The sequence below is a fragment of the Rhizobium sp. CG5 genome (assembly GCF_023701945.1).
Classification (GTDB): domain Bacteria; phylum Pseudomonadota; class Alphaproteobacteria; order Rhizobiales; family Rhizobiaceae; genus Allorhizobium.
In genome coordinates this window covers 1-15,256 of record NZ_JABAEF010000027.1, presented here as the reverse complement: position 1 = coordinate 15,256, position 15,256 = coordinate 1, and the positions used below count along the sequence as shown (strand labels likewise).

The following is a 15,256-nucleotide window of genomic DNA, read 5'->3' as shown; positions in this document are numbered from 1 at the left end:
GCCATGTCGCTGTTTGCTCAACCCGTCAGCATGGCCATCGCACCTCCGGTCGGCAAGCCGATCCGGTGGGGGCAGATCGCAACCGGTACCAGCGCAATCCTCGCGCTGGCGCTCTTCGCCACCACGATCGCACGAAACCAGACTGTTCAGTGGGGCGAAATACCCCGCTACATGGTCGATCCGGTTATCCTCGACGGCGTTGCTCTCACCTTGCAACTGACGGCGGGCGCGATGGTGTTCGGCGTCGCCTTCGGCTGCATCGTTGCGATCATGGCCACCAGCCAGAATATCGTCTTGAAAGCGATTGCCGTCGCCTTCGTCTGGTGGTTTCGCGGCGTACCGCTCATCGTCCAGATCTTCTTCTGGTTCAACATCGCGCTGTTCATTCCGATGGTGGGCGTGGGCCACTATTCCATCTCGATCAACGAACTCGTCACGCCGGCGCTTGCCGGCTTCCTGGCGCTCGGCCTGCATGAAGCCGCGAACATGAGCGAGATCATTCGCGGCGGATTGACGGCCGTCGATCGTGGCCAGCGCGAGGCGGCCTCGTCACTGGGCTTGCGCCCGCTCCAGACCCTTCGAACCGTGGTTCTGCCCCAGGCGATCCGCCTGATCGTGCCGCCGACCGGCAACCAGGCGATCGGTATGCTGAAGGCCAGCGCCATCGTTTCCGTCATCGGCATGCAGGATTTGCTGACCCAGGCGCAGGCCATCTACGCGCGCAACTTCCTTGTCATCGAGCTCTTGTGCGTGGCCTCGCTCTGGTACCTGCTCATCACAACCATCGCATCGATCGGCCAACATTTTCTGGAAAAGCACCTAGCCCCGAAAGGCCGGAACGCCGATGCGCAGCAAGGCACGCCCCGACGCGCCTGACATATCGCCCGTTCAATCCATCAACCAACCAGGATCGCCATTGCAGCGCATCCGATCAGGAAACATCAAGGATCAGATCATGAGACTAGGCATAGACGGACAGAAACTGCCCGAAGCGAAAAAACGCGGGCCGCTCAAAAGCCTGGACCACGTCAAGGAACTGGGTCTCGGTGGCATCTTCTTCAGCACGATCCTCGACATGAGCGCGACGCTGGACAAGGGCGAACTACGCGACATCCGGACCAAAGCCGACGAGCTTGGCCTTTATCTCGAAGCGGGCGTCGGCAAAATCAACCCCTATTGCAGTGCGGAGGCCCCGGAGCTCCGGGCCATCGGCGATGGCGACGTCATGCTCGGTTTCACCCGCATGATAGAAGCAAGTGCGGCCATCGGCTGCCGCGAGCTCTGGGTGTCGCCGGGAAATTTCAAATCAGAATATCGCGGGCGCCTAGCCAATGACCGCTTCCGGACCGATGTCACCTGGGACGAGCAATTGTTGGCCATCGAAAGGGTACTGTTGAAACTTGCCCCCGTGGCGCGCGCCCATGGCGTCCATCTCAACACGGAGACCCATGACGAGATCACCTCCTTCGAAATCCTCCGGCTGATCGAGAAGGTGGGTGAGGATTGCATGGGCGTGGTCTTCGACACGGCCAATGGCCTTCAACGCGCAGAGCACCCGGTCTTTGCCGCAAGACGCGTGGCTCCCTATGTCCGCCAGACCCATATAAAGGATGCCTATGTCGGCCATACAGCAGGGGGTCTTGATTTCCAGACGAGGCCCGTCGGTCGCGGCATTGTCGATTTCGCGGCGATCATCCCCATCCTCGCCAAGGCCAATCCCGACCTGAACCTCTCCCTGGAGGTCGCGGCATCCGTCGAGGACAGGCCGCGCATACCCAATCCTCGCCAATGCATCGAGATCAACGATCCGATCTGGCGCGCCGGCCATCCCGACCTGAGCACGGAAGAACTGGAGGCCTATCTGGCCCTGGTGGACGCGTTCGAGAAACGCGTGGCCTCCGGTGAAATTCCGGATTGGGAATCCTATGAGGCCAGCCAGTATGGCTACCCGACCTATGAGAACCAGTCCTATGGCTACAGCGAAGCGGTAGAGTTCATCAAAAGTTCGGCCCGACATATCGAAGAGGTTTGCACGGAGACTGGAATTCCGCTCTCGACGCCGTCCACGAAACAGCGGGCAGCCTGACGGGGCAAAGTTTCAGCACCGGCGGCGGTTGTTGCCGGTGCTCCGAAAAACCGTGGGAAGATCTCGACTTTTGGCACCGAACGCATATACGCAGGAATATTCCCATGAAAATAATTAGGTCGCTTGATCTGAGGTGGAAACAGACATGAAGAGGACGACACGACGTCAGGGCGCCAAGCCTGCACCGAAGGCCAACGGCCCGGTGGACGCGGCCGAGAGCGCCCATGACGATGTTACGGAACGCATCCGCATCACCCTTGCCACGGCGATCGGCGAAGGCGCGCTCAAGCCCGGCGTCAAGATCCTTGAGGACGCGATTGCCGACCACTTCGGCGTGAGCCGCACGGTCGTGCGGGGCGCGCTCGGCGTTCTGGAGAGCGACCATCTTCTGGAACGCAAGAAAAACCGCGGCACGTTTGTGGCTGAGCCCGGCATCGAAGAGGCGAAGGCTTTGTTCGAGGCCCGGCGCAAGCTTGAGCATGTCATACTGGAGCTTGTCCTGCACCACGCGACCACCGATCAGCTGGACGCGCTGGAAAAGCTGACTGATGAGGAAGAGCACATCCATCACCATGGTGATGAAAAGTCGAAAACGGTGCTGTCGGGCAAGTTCCATGTCGTTTTGGCAGAGCTTGGTGGCAATGCCGTCTTGACGGAGATGCTGTCGAAGATCGTTGCGCGTCTCTCCCTCGTCATGGCGCTTTACGAGGAAGAGCGGAAAGACGATTGCGGCGCCGATCACCACCGCCAGATTGTCGGCGCCCTGAAAGCAAAGGACCTGTCAAAAGCACAACAGCTGATGGATCACCATCTGGCCGACATCGAGGGGCGCGTTCGGCTGACCGAGGGACAAGGCGATCGGCACACATTCCTGGCCGTTTTAGAGAATTTTTCCTGAGAAGGGTATTCGACAGGCCGGGAAGTTGAATCCAGAACTGCGGGTCCAGAGCGATATTCGCTAAACAACTCCGCGCGCGGCGCTCGCACATTTAAGCGGAAGAGTACGCGACCTATTCGATGTTAGGGCATCAGAATTTAGAGGATGTGCGCTTCCGCAAGAACAGGTCGGCGCGCGCTAACCCGCCCCGACAGCCTACAACTGCAGTGATTTCTGCTCCGCTCCTTCGCCCTGTCTACCAATGGCGGCTTTTCAGGGCTTAGCAAGAAGCTCCGAATGACAGGAACGAAGGCGCAAAACACCCCTTCCAACGTCACTAGATGTGGAGCCTCAAGAGGTTGTCCCGCATATGAGGGAGGCGACTGATCGGCGTTTGTGATTTTAGACTGCCGTGAGGGCGATGCCAATTGTACATGTGGTTCCATCTCGGCAGATGCGCTTTGCGATGATCTGAGGATGGATATGCACGTGCGTAGGCCCATTCTCGTAACGCGGTTTGGATGAAGCGCTCCGCCTTGCCGTTGGTCTTTGGTGTATAAGGTTTGGTACGGATATGCTTGAGACCGATCGCCTTGCAGGCTTTTGCGAAATCCTTGGCGATGTAACAGGAGCCGTTGTCGGTCATGACCCGTGTGACCGTAATGCCGAGGCTTTCGTAATAACTCAAGGCCGCCTTGAGGAACGCGATGGCGCTTTCAGCCTTCTCGTTCGGGAAGATGTCGGTAAACGCGATGCGAGAGGCATCGTCGATGCAGACATGCACGTATTCCCAGCCAATGCCGCGTGAATTGCTCTGGCCGGCCCTGTCGCCGCTGATGCGATGGCCGACCCGATTGAAGCGACCGAGGCGCTTGATGTCGAGATGGATCAGGCCGCCTGGCTCGGCATACTCATAGCGCACGACGGGTTCGGCTGGAGCAATGTCCTTCATCCGGGACAGGCCGGCCCGCTTGAGGACGCGGCTGACCGTGGCGGGCGACACGCCTGTTTCCAAGGAGATGTGCTTGCCGGTGAGGCGCTGGCGACGAAGGGCGGCAATGCGCTCGCTCAAAACCGCATCTGTCTGGCGGGGACTGCTCTTGGGCCGCGACGAGCGGTCGGCCATCGAAGAGCGCCCGCCCTGTTTGAAGCGCTCAACCCAGCGCGACACGATCTTCGGGGAAACGGCATAGACGCAGGCAGCCTGCGCCTTGGTAAGCGTGCCACCGAGAACGGCGACAGCCATTTCCGCTCGACGCAAGGGAGTCAGTCGGGCATTCTTACGCGGCGGCTCCTTCCTCGGTGTCCGCAACGCTTTGCAGACCGCGCAGGAAATCGGCGGCGCGCTGCGCATGGGCGGCGGCGCTGAAGATTGCGCGCTTGTCTTCCTTCAGCACCTTAAGCCAGCCCTGAATATAGGCCGAGTGGTCCGCACGAGGCTCCGGCGTCAATTCCAGATCGGCGCACAAAAATGCTGCGCCAAGCTCGGCAACCAATTCCTCGCGGGCATAACCTTCAGTCCGCGACGTCGGTTCCAAACACTTGTTCGGCCTCGTTGGGCCATTGGCATCTGCGAAGTGTACCGCGTCTCGGATCGAGCGATCACACCATCTACTCGTTTCCTGCAAGTTCACGCATCAGTTCAGCACGGTAGCGTCTGTATCCGGCTGACCGTGACCGACTGATCTCTTTACGCCGCGCAGGCCACAGCCGGTCGCGCAGCGTTGCCCGTATAAGACTCGCCGGTCACCATCATTTTCCAGGCGATCCTTGCGATCTTATTGGCCAACGCGACAGCCGCGAGTTTTGGCGGCCTGCGCTTGAGCAATTCTACAGGCCATGATGAAGTGTGCCTGCCTCGTCCCGCTCTTATCTGTCGAAGCGATGAGGTTGCGCCCACAACCAGTGTCTTACGCAATGCTTCATCGCCGGCTCTCGTAATAACACCGAGCCTGACTTTGCCCGCAGTCGAATGATCTTTGGGCGTCAGGCCCATCCAGGCGGCAAACTGCCTTCCGGATGTGAACTGTTCCGGTGCAGGCGCTTTCATCACCGGCAAGATCGCGCCAATTGGTCCGACGCCAGGGATCTTTGCAAGACGGCGACAACATTCATTGTTGCGATACCAGGCCATCAGCTTTGCCTCCACCTCTTTCAGGCGCACACCCAACTGGGCAAATTCCTCAGCGAGTGATGCGAGCAGATCACGCGCCATGACTGGTACGGTTTCGTCGATCATGATGCGCTCCAGAAGGAGCGGAATATGAAACATGCCTTTGGCTGCAGTCAGCCCGAACTCTGCTGCATAGCCACGAATTGTATTGGCAAGCTGCGTCTGTGCGGCGACAGAGCGCTCACGCATGCCCATGAACATCAGCGCGGCTTGCTGATCCGCACTCTTCACCGGAACAAACGACGGGAGGCTCATCGCCTCGCATAGCGCTTCGGCATCGGCGGCATCATTCTTGCCGCGCTTGACGTAGGGCTTCACCAAATGTGGCGCGATCAGCTTTACCTCATTTCCGAACCCCGTCAGCAACCGCGCCCAGTGATGCGAAGCGGCGCAGGCTGTGATTCGGCATACAGAGATGACCCCATCAACGTTGGGAATAACAGGGGTTTATCATGCGTATCGGCACCGGGACACCTCGGGTATCACGGGGATGGTTCAGCGACACTCAACATCGCCAGAGGCCGACGAAATATCGACTATCGACGTGTCAGTCGATGCTGTAATATTAGGAATTTGGGGTGGACCAAGGGCAACGCTTGCGGTTTTTGCGAGCTCCTTTGCCGGAACGACCTCACGCTCCTGCAGCGACTACCAAAGCTCGTTGACACGTTCGACGGCAGCACCGCGGCTTCCGGCAAACGTAGGCGATTGGCGAAGACTTTCAATCGCTGTGCATTCACCACCTTGAAGGAGCGCTCACCGGCAAGCGACAGCGCCAGGGCATCTGCCGGTGCGTAGGGAACGGTTGGGAGCACGTCATAAATTGGAGCGAACCCGGGTTTGTCGCCGCGCAGGGATAGATCCTATTCCATCTTCAGCACGATCTGCTTCCAGATCGCGGTCTCGTCGAACAGGGTGAATTCCCGTCTCAAACCCCATGAGCCGAATTCCGCATGGCTTATGCCAAGAACATAGACCTCGGCGCCCGTCGGCGTCCCGAAAACGCCCCAGCCATCATGCTTGCCATGCAGGCTCCAACGGACAGCCGCGCGCGGCGGCATCATCGGATCGTCGCGGCCGATCACATGTTCGATCTTGAAATCCGCATTCGGGAAACTCGCTCGGACGCCCAGCCAGAAGCGGTCCACATCGCCATGGCCGTGACCGGTAAATCCGCCCGGATATTCGACTTGGCAGGCCCGGTCGTATTCCACCGGGATGAGTGCCATGTCGGCTCGCATCAGGCGGGTGAGGATGTCGGCATATTTCTGGCCCCACGCGTTGTTATTGCCATGCCCGGCATAGGGACCCGGGCGGTCGTTGGCGGGCGTCAACGGTTTGACGCAGGCATCCGGGCCACCTTCCCGCTCGATCAGGTCACGAACATAGGCGAGCGGCTCCCAGCCCATCTGGCGGACGATTGCGCCCTGGTCGCGAACCAGCCACTCGTCGTTGATCTGGTTGTCGATGGCATGGCAGTCTGCGAGAATGCGGTAGGAGAGCTTTCTACCGGTGGCTTTGCCGTAAACACCGTCGCCGGTATGCGTGGCTTGGGAAAAAAGCCGGTGCGACGACAGCATGCCGTCCTCCGGAGTACCCGACCATATCACATCCTCGCCGAGCAACGTGCGATCCGGAAACTCCGAAAGCGTCGCCATGGTCGCGGCGATGACGCCATTGTTGCCGATCACTACCGAGGTTGGCGAGCGGACGACGATGTCCGGCGCGTAATACTGATGCAGCGTGGCAATGCCGCGATCTTCCCAGATCTCCTTGGTAATGCCGATGATGTAATCGGGGAAATCCTTGAACTTGGGGTCGAAGCCCTTCATCAGTCCTGTCCTTTCGTTTTGCGTGCCGAGCCCCGCACCGTCAGCGAGCCCTCGATGCGAAGTTTCTGCGGCTGATCGCTTCCCTCCTCCACCAGAGAGAGAAGCGTGGCCACTGTGGCAGCGACCATTTCCTCCACTGGCTGGCGGAAAGTGGTCAGGCTGTAGGCCGGCCAGGCAGCCATCGGCACATCGTCATAACCGACCACCGAAACGTCGCCTGGAACATCGAGACCGAGCTCGTGCCGCAGCACGTCCATGACCGAAAAGGCCATGTAATCGCCGCCGACAAAGATCGCGTCGGGCCTTTCGGCGCCAATGAACAGGCTGCGCGCAGCCTCAGCCGCCCCATCGCGGCTGTACATGCCGTCGATGATGGCAAAGGGCTCGACGCCGGATTCGGCAAGCCGCTCGATGAAGCCTTTCGCGCGATCCCGACCGGTGGACGATCCCGCCCAGCCGGCGATATGCGCGATCCGCCTGTGCCCACCCTTAAGCAGGAAGTCGGCAACGGCTCGGCCGCCAAGCAGATTGTTTGACGTGACTTCGGACAGACGCGGATCGTCCTGGCCACGATTGAACATCACGATCGGAATGCCGGCCGCGACGCACTGCCCGGTCAGGTCGTTGGTCATTGCCACCGATGCGGTGATGATGCCGTCGACCTGGTAATCCAGCAATTCCTGGATCACGCTCTCGGCGACATCGCTTGAATTGGAAGCCATGAAGACGAGGATGTGATAACCCCGCGCCTGCAATGCCTTTGACAACAGCTCAAGCGCCAACGGGTAGAATTGGTTGTCGAGATTGGCGACCACCAGGCCTATGATCCGGCTCTTGCCGGTGATCAGCGACCGGGCCAGCACGTTTGGCCGGTAGCCGAGCTGCTCGGCTGCCAACCGGACCTTCTCCGCCGTCTTCTTCGAGACCGAGGTCCCTTCCGTGAAGACACGGGAGACCGCGGACTGGCTGACACCTGCCAGCCGCGCGACGTCAAGCGATGTCACCTTATCGCTTACCATGCACCACCTGCCCGCTGATCGCGCAGGCGATACGCATTCAAAATTGGGCCCATCATGCAAATGCTCCTCCCTGGATGGTGCTCATCATGCGGCGTCAGGCCGTGGCGCGACCTTGCGGCCGGCATCATATTCCTCCCAGCCATGCCCGTTGAACGGATCGACGCCCAGCTGCTGCATCACATACGGGAAATCGACCATCACCCAGTTGTCGGCGATCCTGCCATCCTTGACCTTCCAGAAATCCATGTAGCGGATCTCGACCCGCTTGCCGGTCGGGGCGATGCCCATGAACTCGCCGGAATGGGTGGCTTCCTGCCGGCCGAAGGCAGCTGCCCATTCTCCGTCAAAGAGGCGTGCCTCGTCGACGCAGACCTTGTCGGAAAAGGCCGCCTGGAAGGGACGCTGCCAGTTTTCCTGAAATTCCTTCAGCCCGCTTTTGGTCCCGCAGCCCGCATTGCCAAGCCAGCGGAAGGATGCGGAGAAGAACTCGCCGATATCATCGATACGGTGATCATTGAGACCATCGACCATGCCTTCGATGACGGCGCGGGTCTCGGCCGTCTTGGTCTGGTCGTTGTCCTTGGTCAGGACAGCCTGCTGCGGGCGTGCGCCTTTCATCTGGGTAACTCCTCTTGTGTCAAGTTTCGATGAGATTGCCCGCTACCGGGTCATAGAGATGGCAGATTGCGGCAGGAACAGAGGCCGAAAAGGGACTGCCGATATCGGCCTCGAAATCCTTGGGCACTTTAATGGCGACAAGCCCTCCCCCAGCCTGGAGAGTGACCAGAGACGCGTCGCCTAGGAGTTCCAGTGCATAGACCGGCGCGCTGATCTCGCCGCCCTGCATATTGACTGTCGCGTCCTCGGCGCGGAAACCGACGGTCACCCGGCCTGAAGCCTTGGTCGTAAATCCCGCGATCCGGACGTTCTGGCCGGTAAAGACCCCATCCAGGATCTCACCCTCCATCAGATTCATAGCCGGCGAACCGATAAAGCTTGCGACGAACGTATTGGCCGGCTTGTCGTAAATCTGCCGCGGGGTGCCGACCTGCTGGACGACGCCCCGGTTCATGACGACGACACGATCGGCAAGCGTCATCGCTTCAATCTGGTCGTGGGTGACGTAGATCGTCGTGGTGCGAAGCTCGTGATGCAGGTTCTTGATCTGCGCCCGTGTCGAAACCCTGAGCTTGGCATCGAGGTTGGACAGTGGCTCATCCATCAGGAAGACAGCCGGCTGGCGGACGATCGCCCGAGCGAGGGCAACCCGCTGGCGCTGGCCACCGGAAAGTGCTGCCGGGCGTCGCTCCAGAAGATCCGTGAGCTCGACCATCGCCGCGGCCCGCATCACCCGTTCATGATGCTGCTCCTTCGGGATCTTTCGCACCTTCAGCGGAAAGCGAATATTCTCGTAGACCGTCATTGTCGGATAGAGGCCGTAGCTCTGGAAGACCATGGCAATGTCCCGATCCTTTGGCTCAAGCCGGTTGACGACCCGCCCGCCGATCCAGATCTCGCCATCAGATGCGTCCTCCAGGCCGGCGATCATCCGCATGGTTGTCGTCTTGCCGCAACCGGAAGGGCCGAGCAGAACGAGAAATTCCTCGTCCGCGATATGAAGGTCGAACTTGTCGACGCTGACGACTTTGCCCCAGCGCTTGGACAGGTTCTTGAGATGAATGTCGGCCATGGCAATTATCCCTTGACGGCGCCGGCGGTAAGCCCGCCGACGATTTGGCGCTGGAAGAAAAGAACGAGCATGAACAGTGGCGCAGTGGCCGAAACGACAGCTGCGACCGCATACATGACATTGCCCTGAACCTGGGTGGTGCCGAGGAAGCTCGCGATCTTCGGCACCATGGTTTGGTTTTCCTGGCTGAGCAGCACCGCCGTCACAGCGAAATCGTTATAGGCAAGCAGGAAGGAGAACAGCCCGGTGGTGATCACCCCCGGCCACATGACCGGGATGATCACGAGGCGAAAGGCCTGGAACCGCGAGCAACCGTCCACCATGGCGCTTTCGTCCAGGTCCTTTGGAATGCTCTGGAAGAAGGAATGCAGCATCCACAGCGTGAATGGCTGGTTGATGGCGACCAGCACGATGATTGCCGTCGGTAGATACCCCCAGATGTTCAGCTGGAAGAAAGGCAGGAGATATCCTGATACCAGGGTGATGTGTGGCATGGCGCGGAAGATCAGCGCGGCGATGAGGATCCAGAACGCGTAGCGGAAATTCGAGCGCGACAGGGCGTAGCCGCCGAGCGTGCCGAAGGTCAGCGAAATGACGACCACGAAGATGGTGACGATTGCGGTGTTGATGACCGAGCGCCAGAACTCGCTCGTCACCCAGGCTCCGTAATAGCCGCTCCCGGTAAAGGCATGACCGGTCTCGGCCATCGTCTGCATTCCGGTGAGGGCATGCAGCCAGTCCAGGCGTGAGAAGAAGTCGCCCTGGACTTTGAAGGAGCCCCACAGGGTCCATACGAAGGGAAAGGCTGCAACCAGCATCCACAAAACAATGAAGGCAATCGAAAACAGGCGAAGCGCAGTCGGCTGTCTGGAGGCGAGCGACGTGGTCATGTCTACCTCTTCCCGTTGAAGTCGCGCCAGGTGCGGATCAGCACCGGCATGAGGAGAATGGAGACGCCGATCAGCGTCAGCGTCGAGGTGGCGCCGGCCGAGCCGTAGAGCGGCGTGCCGGTGTTGCGCAGGTCGTTGAAGATGATCCACGACAGTGACGTGGCGCTAGCCTCGGCGCTGAAGCCGACGATCGGCTCGAAGACGCGGAAATTGTCCATAAGCTGGATCAGTGCGACGAAGACGGTAAGCGGTGCCAGATGCGGCATCACGACATAGCGCACCCGCTCCCATCGCGAGGCACCGTCGATCATCGCCGATTCCAGCGTATCCTGCGGTACCGTCTGCAGTCCGGCATAAAGAACGACGAAGGCGAATGGCGCCTGGTGCCAGATGCCGTAGACGAACAGCATCAGCCATGTCAGGCCGGGAGAGGCCTTGAGCGACAGGTTGGGGTCGGAGAAAATTCGCTGCAGACTGGCGCCGATGATGCCGTTCGCGTCGATCATCCAGAACAGGATCAACGAACCGATCAGCGGCGTGATGATCATCGGCAGAAGCGAAACGAAGATGACCGGACCCTTGACCAGCTTCGGCAGCGCGTTGACCCCCAGCGCGATAAGGAAGCCGAGCGCAATGACGATCGGCGTCACGACGAACGTATAGGCGAGCGTGAACGTCAGTGCCTTGTAGAAAGGCAGGCCGATCAGCCGCCCGAGAAAATCACCCATGCCGGAAGAGGCGCCCCAGGCTTCGCCCACTTCGTCGAACGCAAGGTGGTTGCGGTTGAAATAGGTGGCGAGACCGTTGAAGCGGCCGAGCGGGTGTTCGGCCTGCTGCAGCGCGGTCGCCTCGACATCGACGCGCACTTCCTTCTGGCAGCCGAAGGGTCCGCAATTGTCGACCTCGATCAGAACCCGATCGTTTTCGACATAAAGGGACTGGACGACGACCGAGACGATCGGCAACGCGATGAACAGGATCATTGCCAGCGCCGACGGCATGATTAACCAGAGGAACGTTCTGTGCGGCATCGCTTCAAACCTGTGGGTTGGACGGGAAGGCGGCCATCGCGCCTCCCCGCGACAGGATGATCAGTTGGCGACTATTTCAGGAAGCCTTTCTCCCTGGCCCCGGCGACATAGGCCGCCTCCGCCTTCGCAAGCGCGGCCTTGGCATCCTCCTTGCCCTGCATGAAGGGGACGATTTCGCGGCCCAGCGCAGTGTGCAGCAGACCCATGTAGGGGTTCATCGGATAAGGCTTGGCGCCTGCCTTCAACGTATCGAGCACGCCGCCGGCACCGGCACCCGGCTTGTAGCCGTCCATCAGCCATACGGCATCGTCAGGATGGGCATTCGCGGTCGCCGTCGAAGAGGCATGGTCAAGCGCCTGGAACGTCGCGATCGCATCGGCGTCGCTGATGTTCTTGGCTATCGTATAGCCATCCCACCATAGCGTCGTTGCGGGAATCTTGCCGCCACCGACGGTCGGAGCCGCCGCAACCTTGATCGCCTTGGTGATATCCGGCGTCGAGCCCTTGTCGTCCACCACGGCGCCGTAGCGCGAGCCCCAGAAGTTGGCGAGCGCAACCTTGCCGGCCTCGAACTCTGCCTGCAATGCGTTGGAATCGAATGTCAGGAAATCGGGCGTCATGTAGGCGCTGAGCGACTTCATCATGTTGAGCGCAGCCACGCCCTTGTCGTTGTTGATTGCAGGCTTGGCAGTGCCGGGTTCAAAGAAGGCACCGTCATAGCCGACATACATGCTGACGAATTCCTCCGCGAGGTTCCAGCCGGCCTTGTAGGTGCCGCCGAGCGGATACTGCATCAGCCCCTTGTCCTTGATGGCCTTCGCCGCAGCCAGCACATCCTCGTAGGACTTTGGCGGCTGCACGCCGGCCTTCTCGAGTATATCGGCGCGGTAGAAGAGATGCTGTGTATTGGCATCGAAGGCGATCGCCATGACATGGCCGCCGAGCGAGATCTTCTGCTTGTCGGAAATATTCTTGCCGTATTTGGCGATGTAGTCGTCGAGCGGGCGAATGAGCCCCGCGCCAAGCAGCGGCTGGATCGACGAGGTCGCGACAATCGAAGAGGTATATTCAGCCGGGTTGGCTGAAAGCGAGGGGACATCGAGGCTTTCGTGCTCGGTCGTCTGATTGCGCGTCACGGTCACGCCGTCTCCGGCGCAGGCCGAAGCGGCATCGATAATCTGGCGCAGCGCGGGGAAATCATTTGCGAGGACCCTGACGGATCCCTTCTCGATACCGCAGCCTGCATAGGCAGTGCCGGACGACAGCACCGCAACCCCCGCAACAAATGCGGTTTTCAGCATGATATTCATTGAATGCTCCCAGTATCTGGAGAGGGTTTCTGTTCCCGGAGGTCCTGTTCCGGACCTCTCAATTCTGTTGCCGCGGTGACGAAAGGAAGCAGCCAAGTGCCGGCCATACACCGTTTCGATCCGTGGTCGCCATCAACGTTAACAGCACTGCATACGAATGCAAATGAAAATTTGCATACGTATGCATTTTGTAGGAATAGTACCTGGCGTTGATCGCGATCAGACTTAAGAAGGCTTCATCATGTCCGGCCCGGCAAGCATTCTCACCTGTAAGCACCGCCTCTATGAGGGCCTGCAAGCCATCGCAGAAGCGTCCCCCGAAAAGCTCAAGGCAAGCATCGGCAATCTGTACCATCCGCAGGTGCATTGGCGCGGCGCTCACCCGCTCAATGAGATGCGGGGTATAGACACATTGGTTGAAACCGTCTGGCTTCCGCTGAAGCGATCGTTTCCGGATTTGGAGCGGCGCGACACGATCCTGATCGGCGGCAGCTACGAAGGTCGCGACTACGTGGCAACGGTTGGCCAATACTGCGGCACATTCCGCGAACCGTGGCTGACAATCCCCGCGACGGGACGGCCCGTCTATATCCGCTATGGCGAAGTGCATCAGGTCGAGGACGGTCGCATCGTCCAGAGCAATTGCCTCTGGGACATACTCGACGTCATGCGCCAGGCAGGCTTCTGGCCGCTTGCTCCGAGCCTGGGCACGGAAGGCATGTGGCCGGGTCCGTTGACGGCCGATGGAATTGTGCTGACCGAAACCGATGCGGCGCAGTCTGCGTCCAGCATCGCGCAAACGCTTGGCATGCATCAGGCTCTTGGTGCCTATGGTGACAACGCCGTCGACAAGCGTCAGGGCCTTCTGAACATGCCTCAGAAAAGCTACTGGCACGAGAAAATGATGTGGTACGGTCCTTCAGGCATCGGCACCACGCGCGGCCTTCAAGGCTTCGTCGACTACCACCAACTGCCGTTCCGGGAGGCCTTCAAGCGGCCAGTCGGTACGCTCGAAGAAGTGCACGCCATCAGGCAGGCGCATGGTGCCGGGCACTATGTTCGGATCGGCGACGGCCCTTATTCCGTCACCGGTGGCTGGCCAAGCGTCTACGCCATTCACGACGGCGGCGGCTTCCTGGGCCTCGGGCCGACGGGCCGGCCAGTCACCATGCGGGTCATGGATTTCTATCTCCACCACGAAGGCCTGATCCGCGAAAACTGGGTACCGCTCGATATCCTCGATCTGCTTAAGCAGATGGACATTGATGTCTTCGACCGGATGCGCTCCTTCTTCGATCACCGGCCGTTCCGGTAGGCGATGCGCCATGCACATTGAAATAGGGTTTGCCGTAGCTGCCGTGCTGGCGACATTCTTCGTCGGCCTTTCCAAGGGTGGCATGCAGGTTACCGGCATGCTGGCAACACCAATCCTGTCACTCCAGACCGACCCGCTGCGGGCGGCGGCAATCCTGCTACCGGTGTTCATCATCAGCGACGCAGTCGGGGTCTGGACCTTCCGAAAGCGTTACGACGCAAGAAACCTGTCAATCCTGATCCCCTCGGCATTTTTCGGAATATTCCTAGGCTGGCTGCTGGCCGCGTCCGTCCCTGAACGCGCCGTGGCAGCTATGATCGGGGTGATCGGTCTTGCCTATGTCCTCTATGCCCATTCCGGGCTGCGCCGGTTATCGGCCACCCAACATCGGCCCAACAGAGTTGTCGGCTGGATCTGCGGCATGCTGTCGGGCTTTACCAGCTTCGTCAGCCACTCCGGTGCGCCGCCCTACCAGATCTATGTCCTGCCCCAGAGGCTGGACAAGCTTGTCTATGCCGGGACATCGGCAATCGTCTTCGCCTCCATGAACGCTGCCAAACTCGTACCGTACTGGGCCTTGGGCGAATTCCCCGCGTCCACGCTGAAGATCTCAATGATGCTCGTCCCCGTCGGCGTTCTTTCGACGCTGCTCGGTGTCTACCTCGTAAAGGTTATTCCGCAGAGGGCCTACTACACCCTGGCAGAAATCCTGCTGGCGGGAATTTCGGTTCAGCTGATCTACAGCAGTCTAGCCGGACCTTAGATCGTGTCCCGAGGAGTGTTGCAGCTGGATTTCATAGCCATCGGTGATTTCCGGTAGGGTCGGGTTGCTTATGACCAACCTGAGGGACACCACCGATGACCGACGACATGATGAACCTGCGCTCACTCGTTGAGAAGAGCGCCTGACCTTGCCCCCAAGTTTTATCCAGTTTTGAGTTCGCTCCGGCGGTTTTGGGTTGCTGCATTTTGTGCGGTAGCGGCGGGTTGCGGTGCGGAGCCATTTCGGCTGCGCAGCACCGCATCACGTCGC

General features: G+C 59.9%; 15 protein-coding genes and 2 pseudogenes. 5 read left to right on the top strand and 12 right to left on the bottom strand.

Features of this window, described 5'->3' with window-relative positions:
* Positions 1-3 precede the first annotated feature (3 nt).
* The 3 genes from HGO38_RS28265 (at position 4) to HGO38_RS28255 (ending at position 2,984) form a co-directional block, all read left to right on the top strand.
* Complete coding sequence (locus HGO38_RS28265; RefSeq protein WP_250959147.1) at positions 4-876, top strand: amino acid ABC transporter permease; 873 nt, start codon at positions 4-6, stop codon at positions 874-876.
* Positions 877-955: 79 nt separating this feature from the next.
* Positions 956-2,086 carry a sugar phosphate isomerase/epimerase family protein gene (locus HGO38_RS28260; protein WP_250959146.1) on the top strand — a complete coding sequence of 377 codons (1,131 nt, stop codon included), beginning with the start codon at positions 956-958 and terminating at the stop codon, positions 2,084-2,086.
* 145 nt (positions 2,087-2,231) lie between these two features.
* Entirely contained in the window at positions 2,232-2,984 is a 753-nt protein-coding gene (locus HGO38_RS28255) for a GntR family transcriptional regulator (RefSeq protein WP_250959145.1), read from the top strand.
* Positions 2,985-3,300: 316 nt separating this feature from the next.
* Here HGO38_RS28255 and HGO38_RS28250 read toward each other — a convergent pair whose 3' ends face one another.
* The 11 genes and pseudogenes from HGO38_RS28250 to HGO38_RS28200 form a co-directional block, all read right to left on the bottom strand.
* Positions 3,301-4,209: an IS481 family transposase gene (locus HGO38_RS28250; protein WP_250959191.1), complete on the bottom strand. Its 909-nt coding sequence runs from the start codon at positions 4,207-4,209 to the stop codon at positions 3,301-3,303.
* Between the two features lie 34 nt (positions 4,210-4,243).
* A complete protein-coding gene (locus HGO38_RS28245; protein WP_250959144.1) occupies positions 4,244-4,597 on the bottom strand; it encodes a zincin-like metallopeptidase domain-containing protein in 354 nt (117 codons plus the stop codon).
* Between the two features lie 56 nt (positions 4,598-4,653).
* Positions 4,654-5,550, bottom strand: a pseudogene (locus HGO38_RS28240) (IS110 family RNA-guided transposase); the annotation flags it as partial.
* Positions 5,551-5,787: 237 nt separating this feature from the next.
* A pseudogene (locus HGO38_RS28235) lies at positions 5,788-5,984 on the bottom strand (type II toxin-antitoxin system HipA family toxin); the annotation flags it as partial.
* A 15-nt stretch (positions 5,985-5,999) separates the two neighbouring features.
* Positions 6,000-6,968, bottom strand: coding sequence for a nuclear transport factor 2 family protein (locus HGO38_RS28230; protein ID WP_250959143.1), 969 nt, complete (start codon positions 6,966-6,968; stop codon positions 6,000-6,002).
* Positions 6,968-7,987, bottom strand: a complete 1,020-nt coding sequence (locus HGO38_RS28225) for a LacI family DNA-binding transcriptional regulator (protein ID WP_250959142.1) — start codon at positions 7,985-7,987, stop codon at positions 6,968-6,970. Before HGO38_RS28225 ends, HGO38_RS28230 begins: the two co-directional genes overlap by 1 nt.
* Positions 7,988-8,071: 84 nt before the next feature.
* Complete coding sequence (locus HGO38_RS28220; RefSeq protein WP_250959141.1) at positions 8,072-8,605, bottom strand: ester cyclase; 534 nt, start codon at positions 8,603-8,605, stop codon at positions 8,072-8,074.
* A gap of 19 nt (positions 8,606-8,624) precedes the next feature.
* On the bottom strand, positions 8,625-9,677 hold the full coding sequence (locus HGO38_RS28215) for an ABC transporter ATP-binding protein (RefSeq protein WP_250959140.1): 1,053 nt from the start codon (positions 9,675-9,677) through the stop codon (positions 8,625-8,627).
* A 5-nt stretch (positions 9,678-9,682) separates the two neighbouring features.
* Positions 9,683-10,567, bottom strand: coding sequence for a carbohydrate ABC transporter permease (locus HGO38_RS28210; protein ID WP_250959139.1), 885 nt, complete (start codon positions 10,565-10,567; stop codon positions 9,683-9,685).
* A 2-nt stretch (positions 10,568-10,569) separates the two neighbouring features.
* The gene (locus HGO38_RS28205) at positions 10,570-11,598 is read right to left on the bottom strand and encodes a carbohydrate ABC transporter permease (protein ID WP_250959138.1); all 1,029 of its coding nucleotides are present in this window, start codon (positions 11,596-11,598) and stop codon (positions 10,570-10,572) included.
* Between the two features lie 71 nt (positions 11,599-11,669).
* Positions 11,670-12,908 (bottom strand): ABC transporter substrate-binding protein, encoded by a 1,239-nt coding sequence (locus HGO38_RS28200; RefSeq protein ID WP_250959137.1) that lies wholly within the window; start codon positions 12,906-12,908, stop codon positions 11,670-11,672.
* A gap of 241 nt (positions 12,909-13,149) precedes the next feature.
* Here HGO38_RS28200 and HGO38_RS28195 point away from each other — a divergent pair, with 241 nt between their 5' ends.
* Positions 13,150-14,223, top strand: coding sequence for a nuclear transport factor 2 family protein (locus tag HGO38_RS28195; RefSeq protein WP_250959136.1), 1,074 nt, complete (start codon positions 13,150-13,152; stop codon positions 14,221-14,223).
* A 10-nt stretch (positions 14,224-14,233) separates the two neighbouring features.
* Positions 14,234-14,986, top strand: a complete 753-nt coding sequence (locus HGO38_RS28190) for a sulfite exporter TauE/SafE family protein (protein WP_250959135.1) — start codon at positions 14,234-14,236, stop codon at positions 14,984-14,986.
* Between the two features lie 31 nt (positions 14,987-15,017).
* Here the strand turns inward: HGO38_RS28190 and HGO38_RS28185 are convergent.
* Positions 15,018-15,256, bottom strand: a 239-nt coding sequence (locus HGO38_RS28185) for a hypothetical protein (RefSeq protein WP_250959195.1), incomplete at its 5' end; no start/stop codon positions are given.

Coding starts and splice junctions, on each gene's coding strand:
- HGO38_RS28190 (WP_250959135.1), top strand. CDS start 14,234: ATGCACATTGAAATAGGGTTTGCCGTAGCTGCCGTGCTGGCGACATTC.
- HGO38_RS28200 (WP_250959137.1), bottom strand. CDS start 12,908: ATGAATATCATGCTGAAAACCGCATTTGTTGCGGGGGTTGCGGTGCTG.
- HGO38_RS28215 (WP_250959140.1), bottom strand. CDS start 9,677: ATGGCCGACATTCATCTCAAGAACCTGTCCAAGCGCTGGGGCAAAGTC.
- HGO38_RS28210 (WP_250959139.1), bottom strand. CDS start 10,567: ATGACCACGTCGCTCGCCTCCAGACAGCCGACTGCGCTTCGCCTGTTT.
- HGO38_RS28265 (WP_250959147.1), top strand. CDS start 4: ATGTCGCTGTTTGCTCAACCCGTCAGCATGGCCATCGCACCTCCGGTC.
- HGO38_RS28255 (WP_250959145.1), top strand. CDS start 2,232: ATGAAGAGGACGACACGACGTCAGGGCGCCAAGCCTGCACCGAAGGCC.
- HGO38_RS28195 (WP_250959136.1), top strand. CDS start 13,150: ATGTCCGGCCCGGCAAGCATTCTCACCTGTAAGCACCGCCTCTATGAG.
- HGO38_RS28225 (WP_250959142.1), bottom strand. CDS start 7,987: ATGGTAAGCGATAAGGTGACATCGCTTGACGTCGCGCGGCTGGCAGGT.
- HGO38_RS28205 (WP_250959138.1), bottom strand. CDS start 11,598: ATGCCGCACAGAACGTTCCTCTGGTTAATCATGCCGTCGGCGCTGGCA.
- HGO38_RS28230 (WP_250959143.1), bottom strand. CDS start 6,968: ATGAAGGGCTTCGACCCCAAGTTCAAGGATTTCCCCGATTACATCATC.
- HGO38_RS28250 (WP_250959191.1), bottom strand. CDS start 4,209: ATGGCTGTCGCCGTTCTCGGTGGCACGCTTACCAAGGCGCAGGCTGCC.
- HGO38_RS28220 (WP_250959141.1), bottom strand. CDS start 8,605: ATGAAAGGCGCACGCCCGCAGCAGGCTGTCCTGACCAAGGACAACGAC.
- HGO38_RS28260 (WP_250959146.1), top strand. CDS start 956: ATGAGACTAGGCATAGACGGACAGAAACTGCCCGAAGCGAAAAAACGC.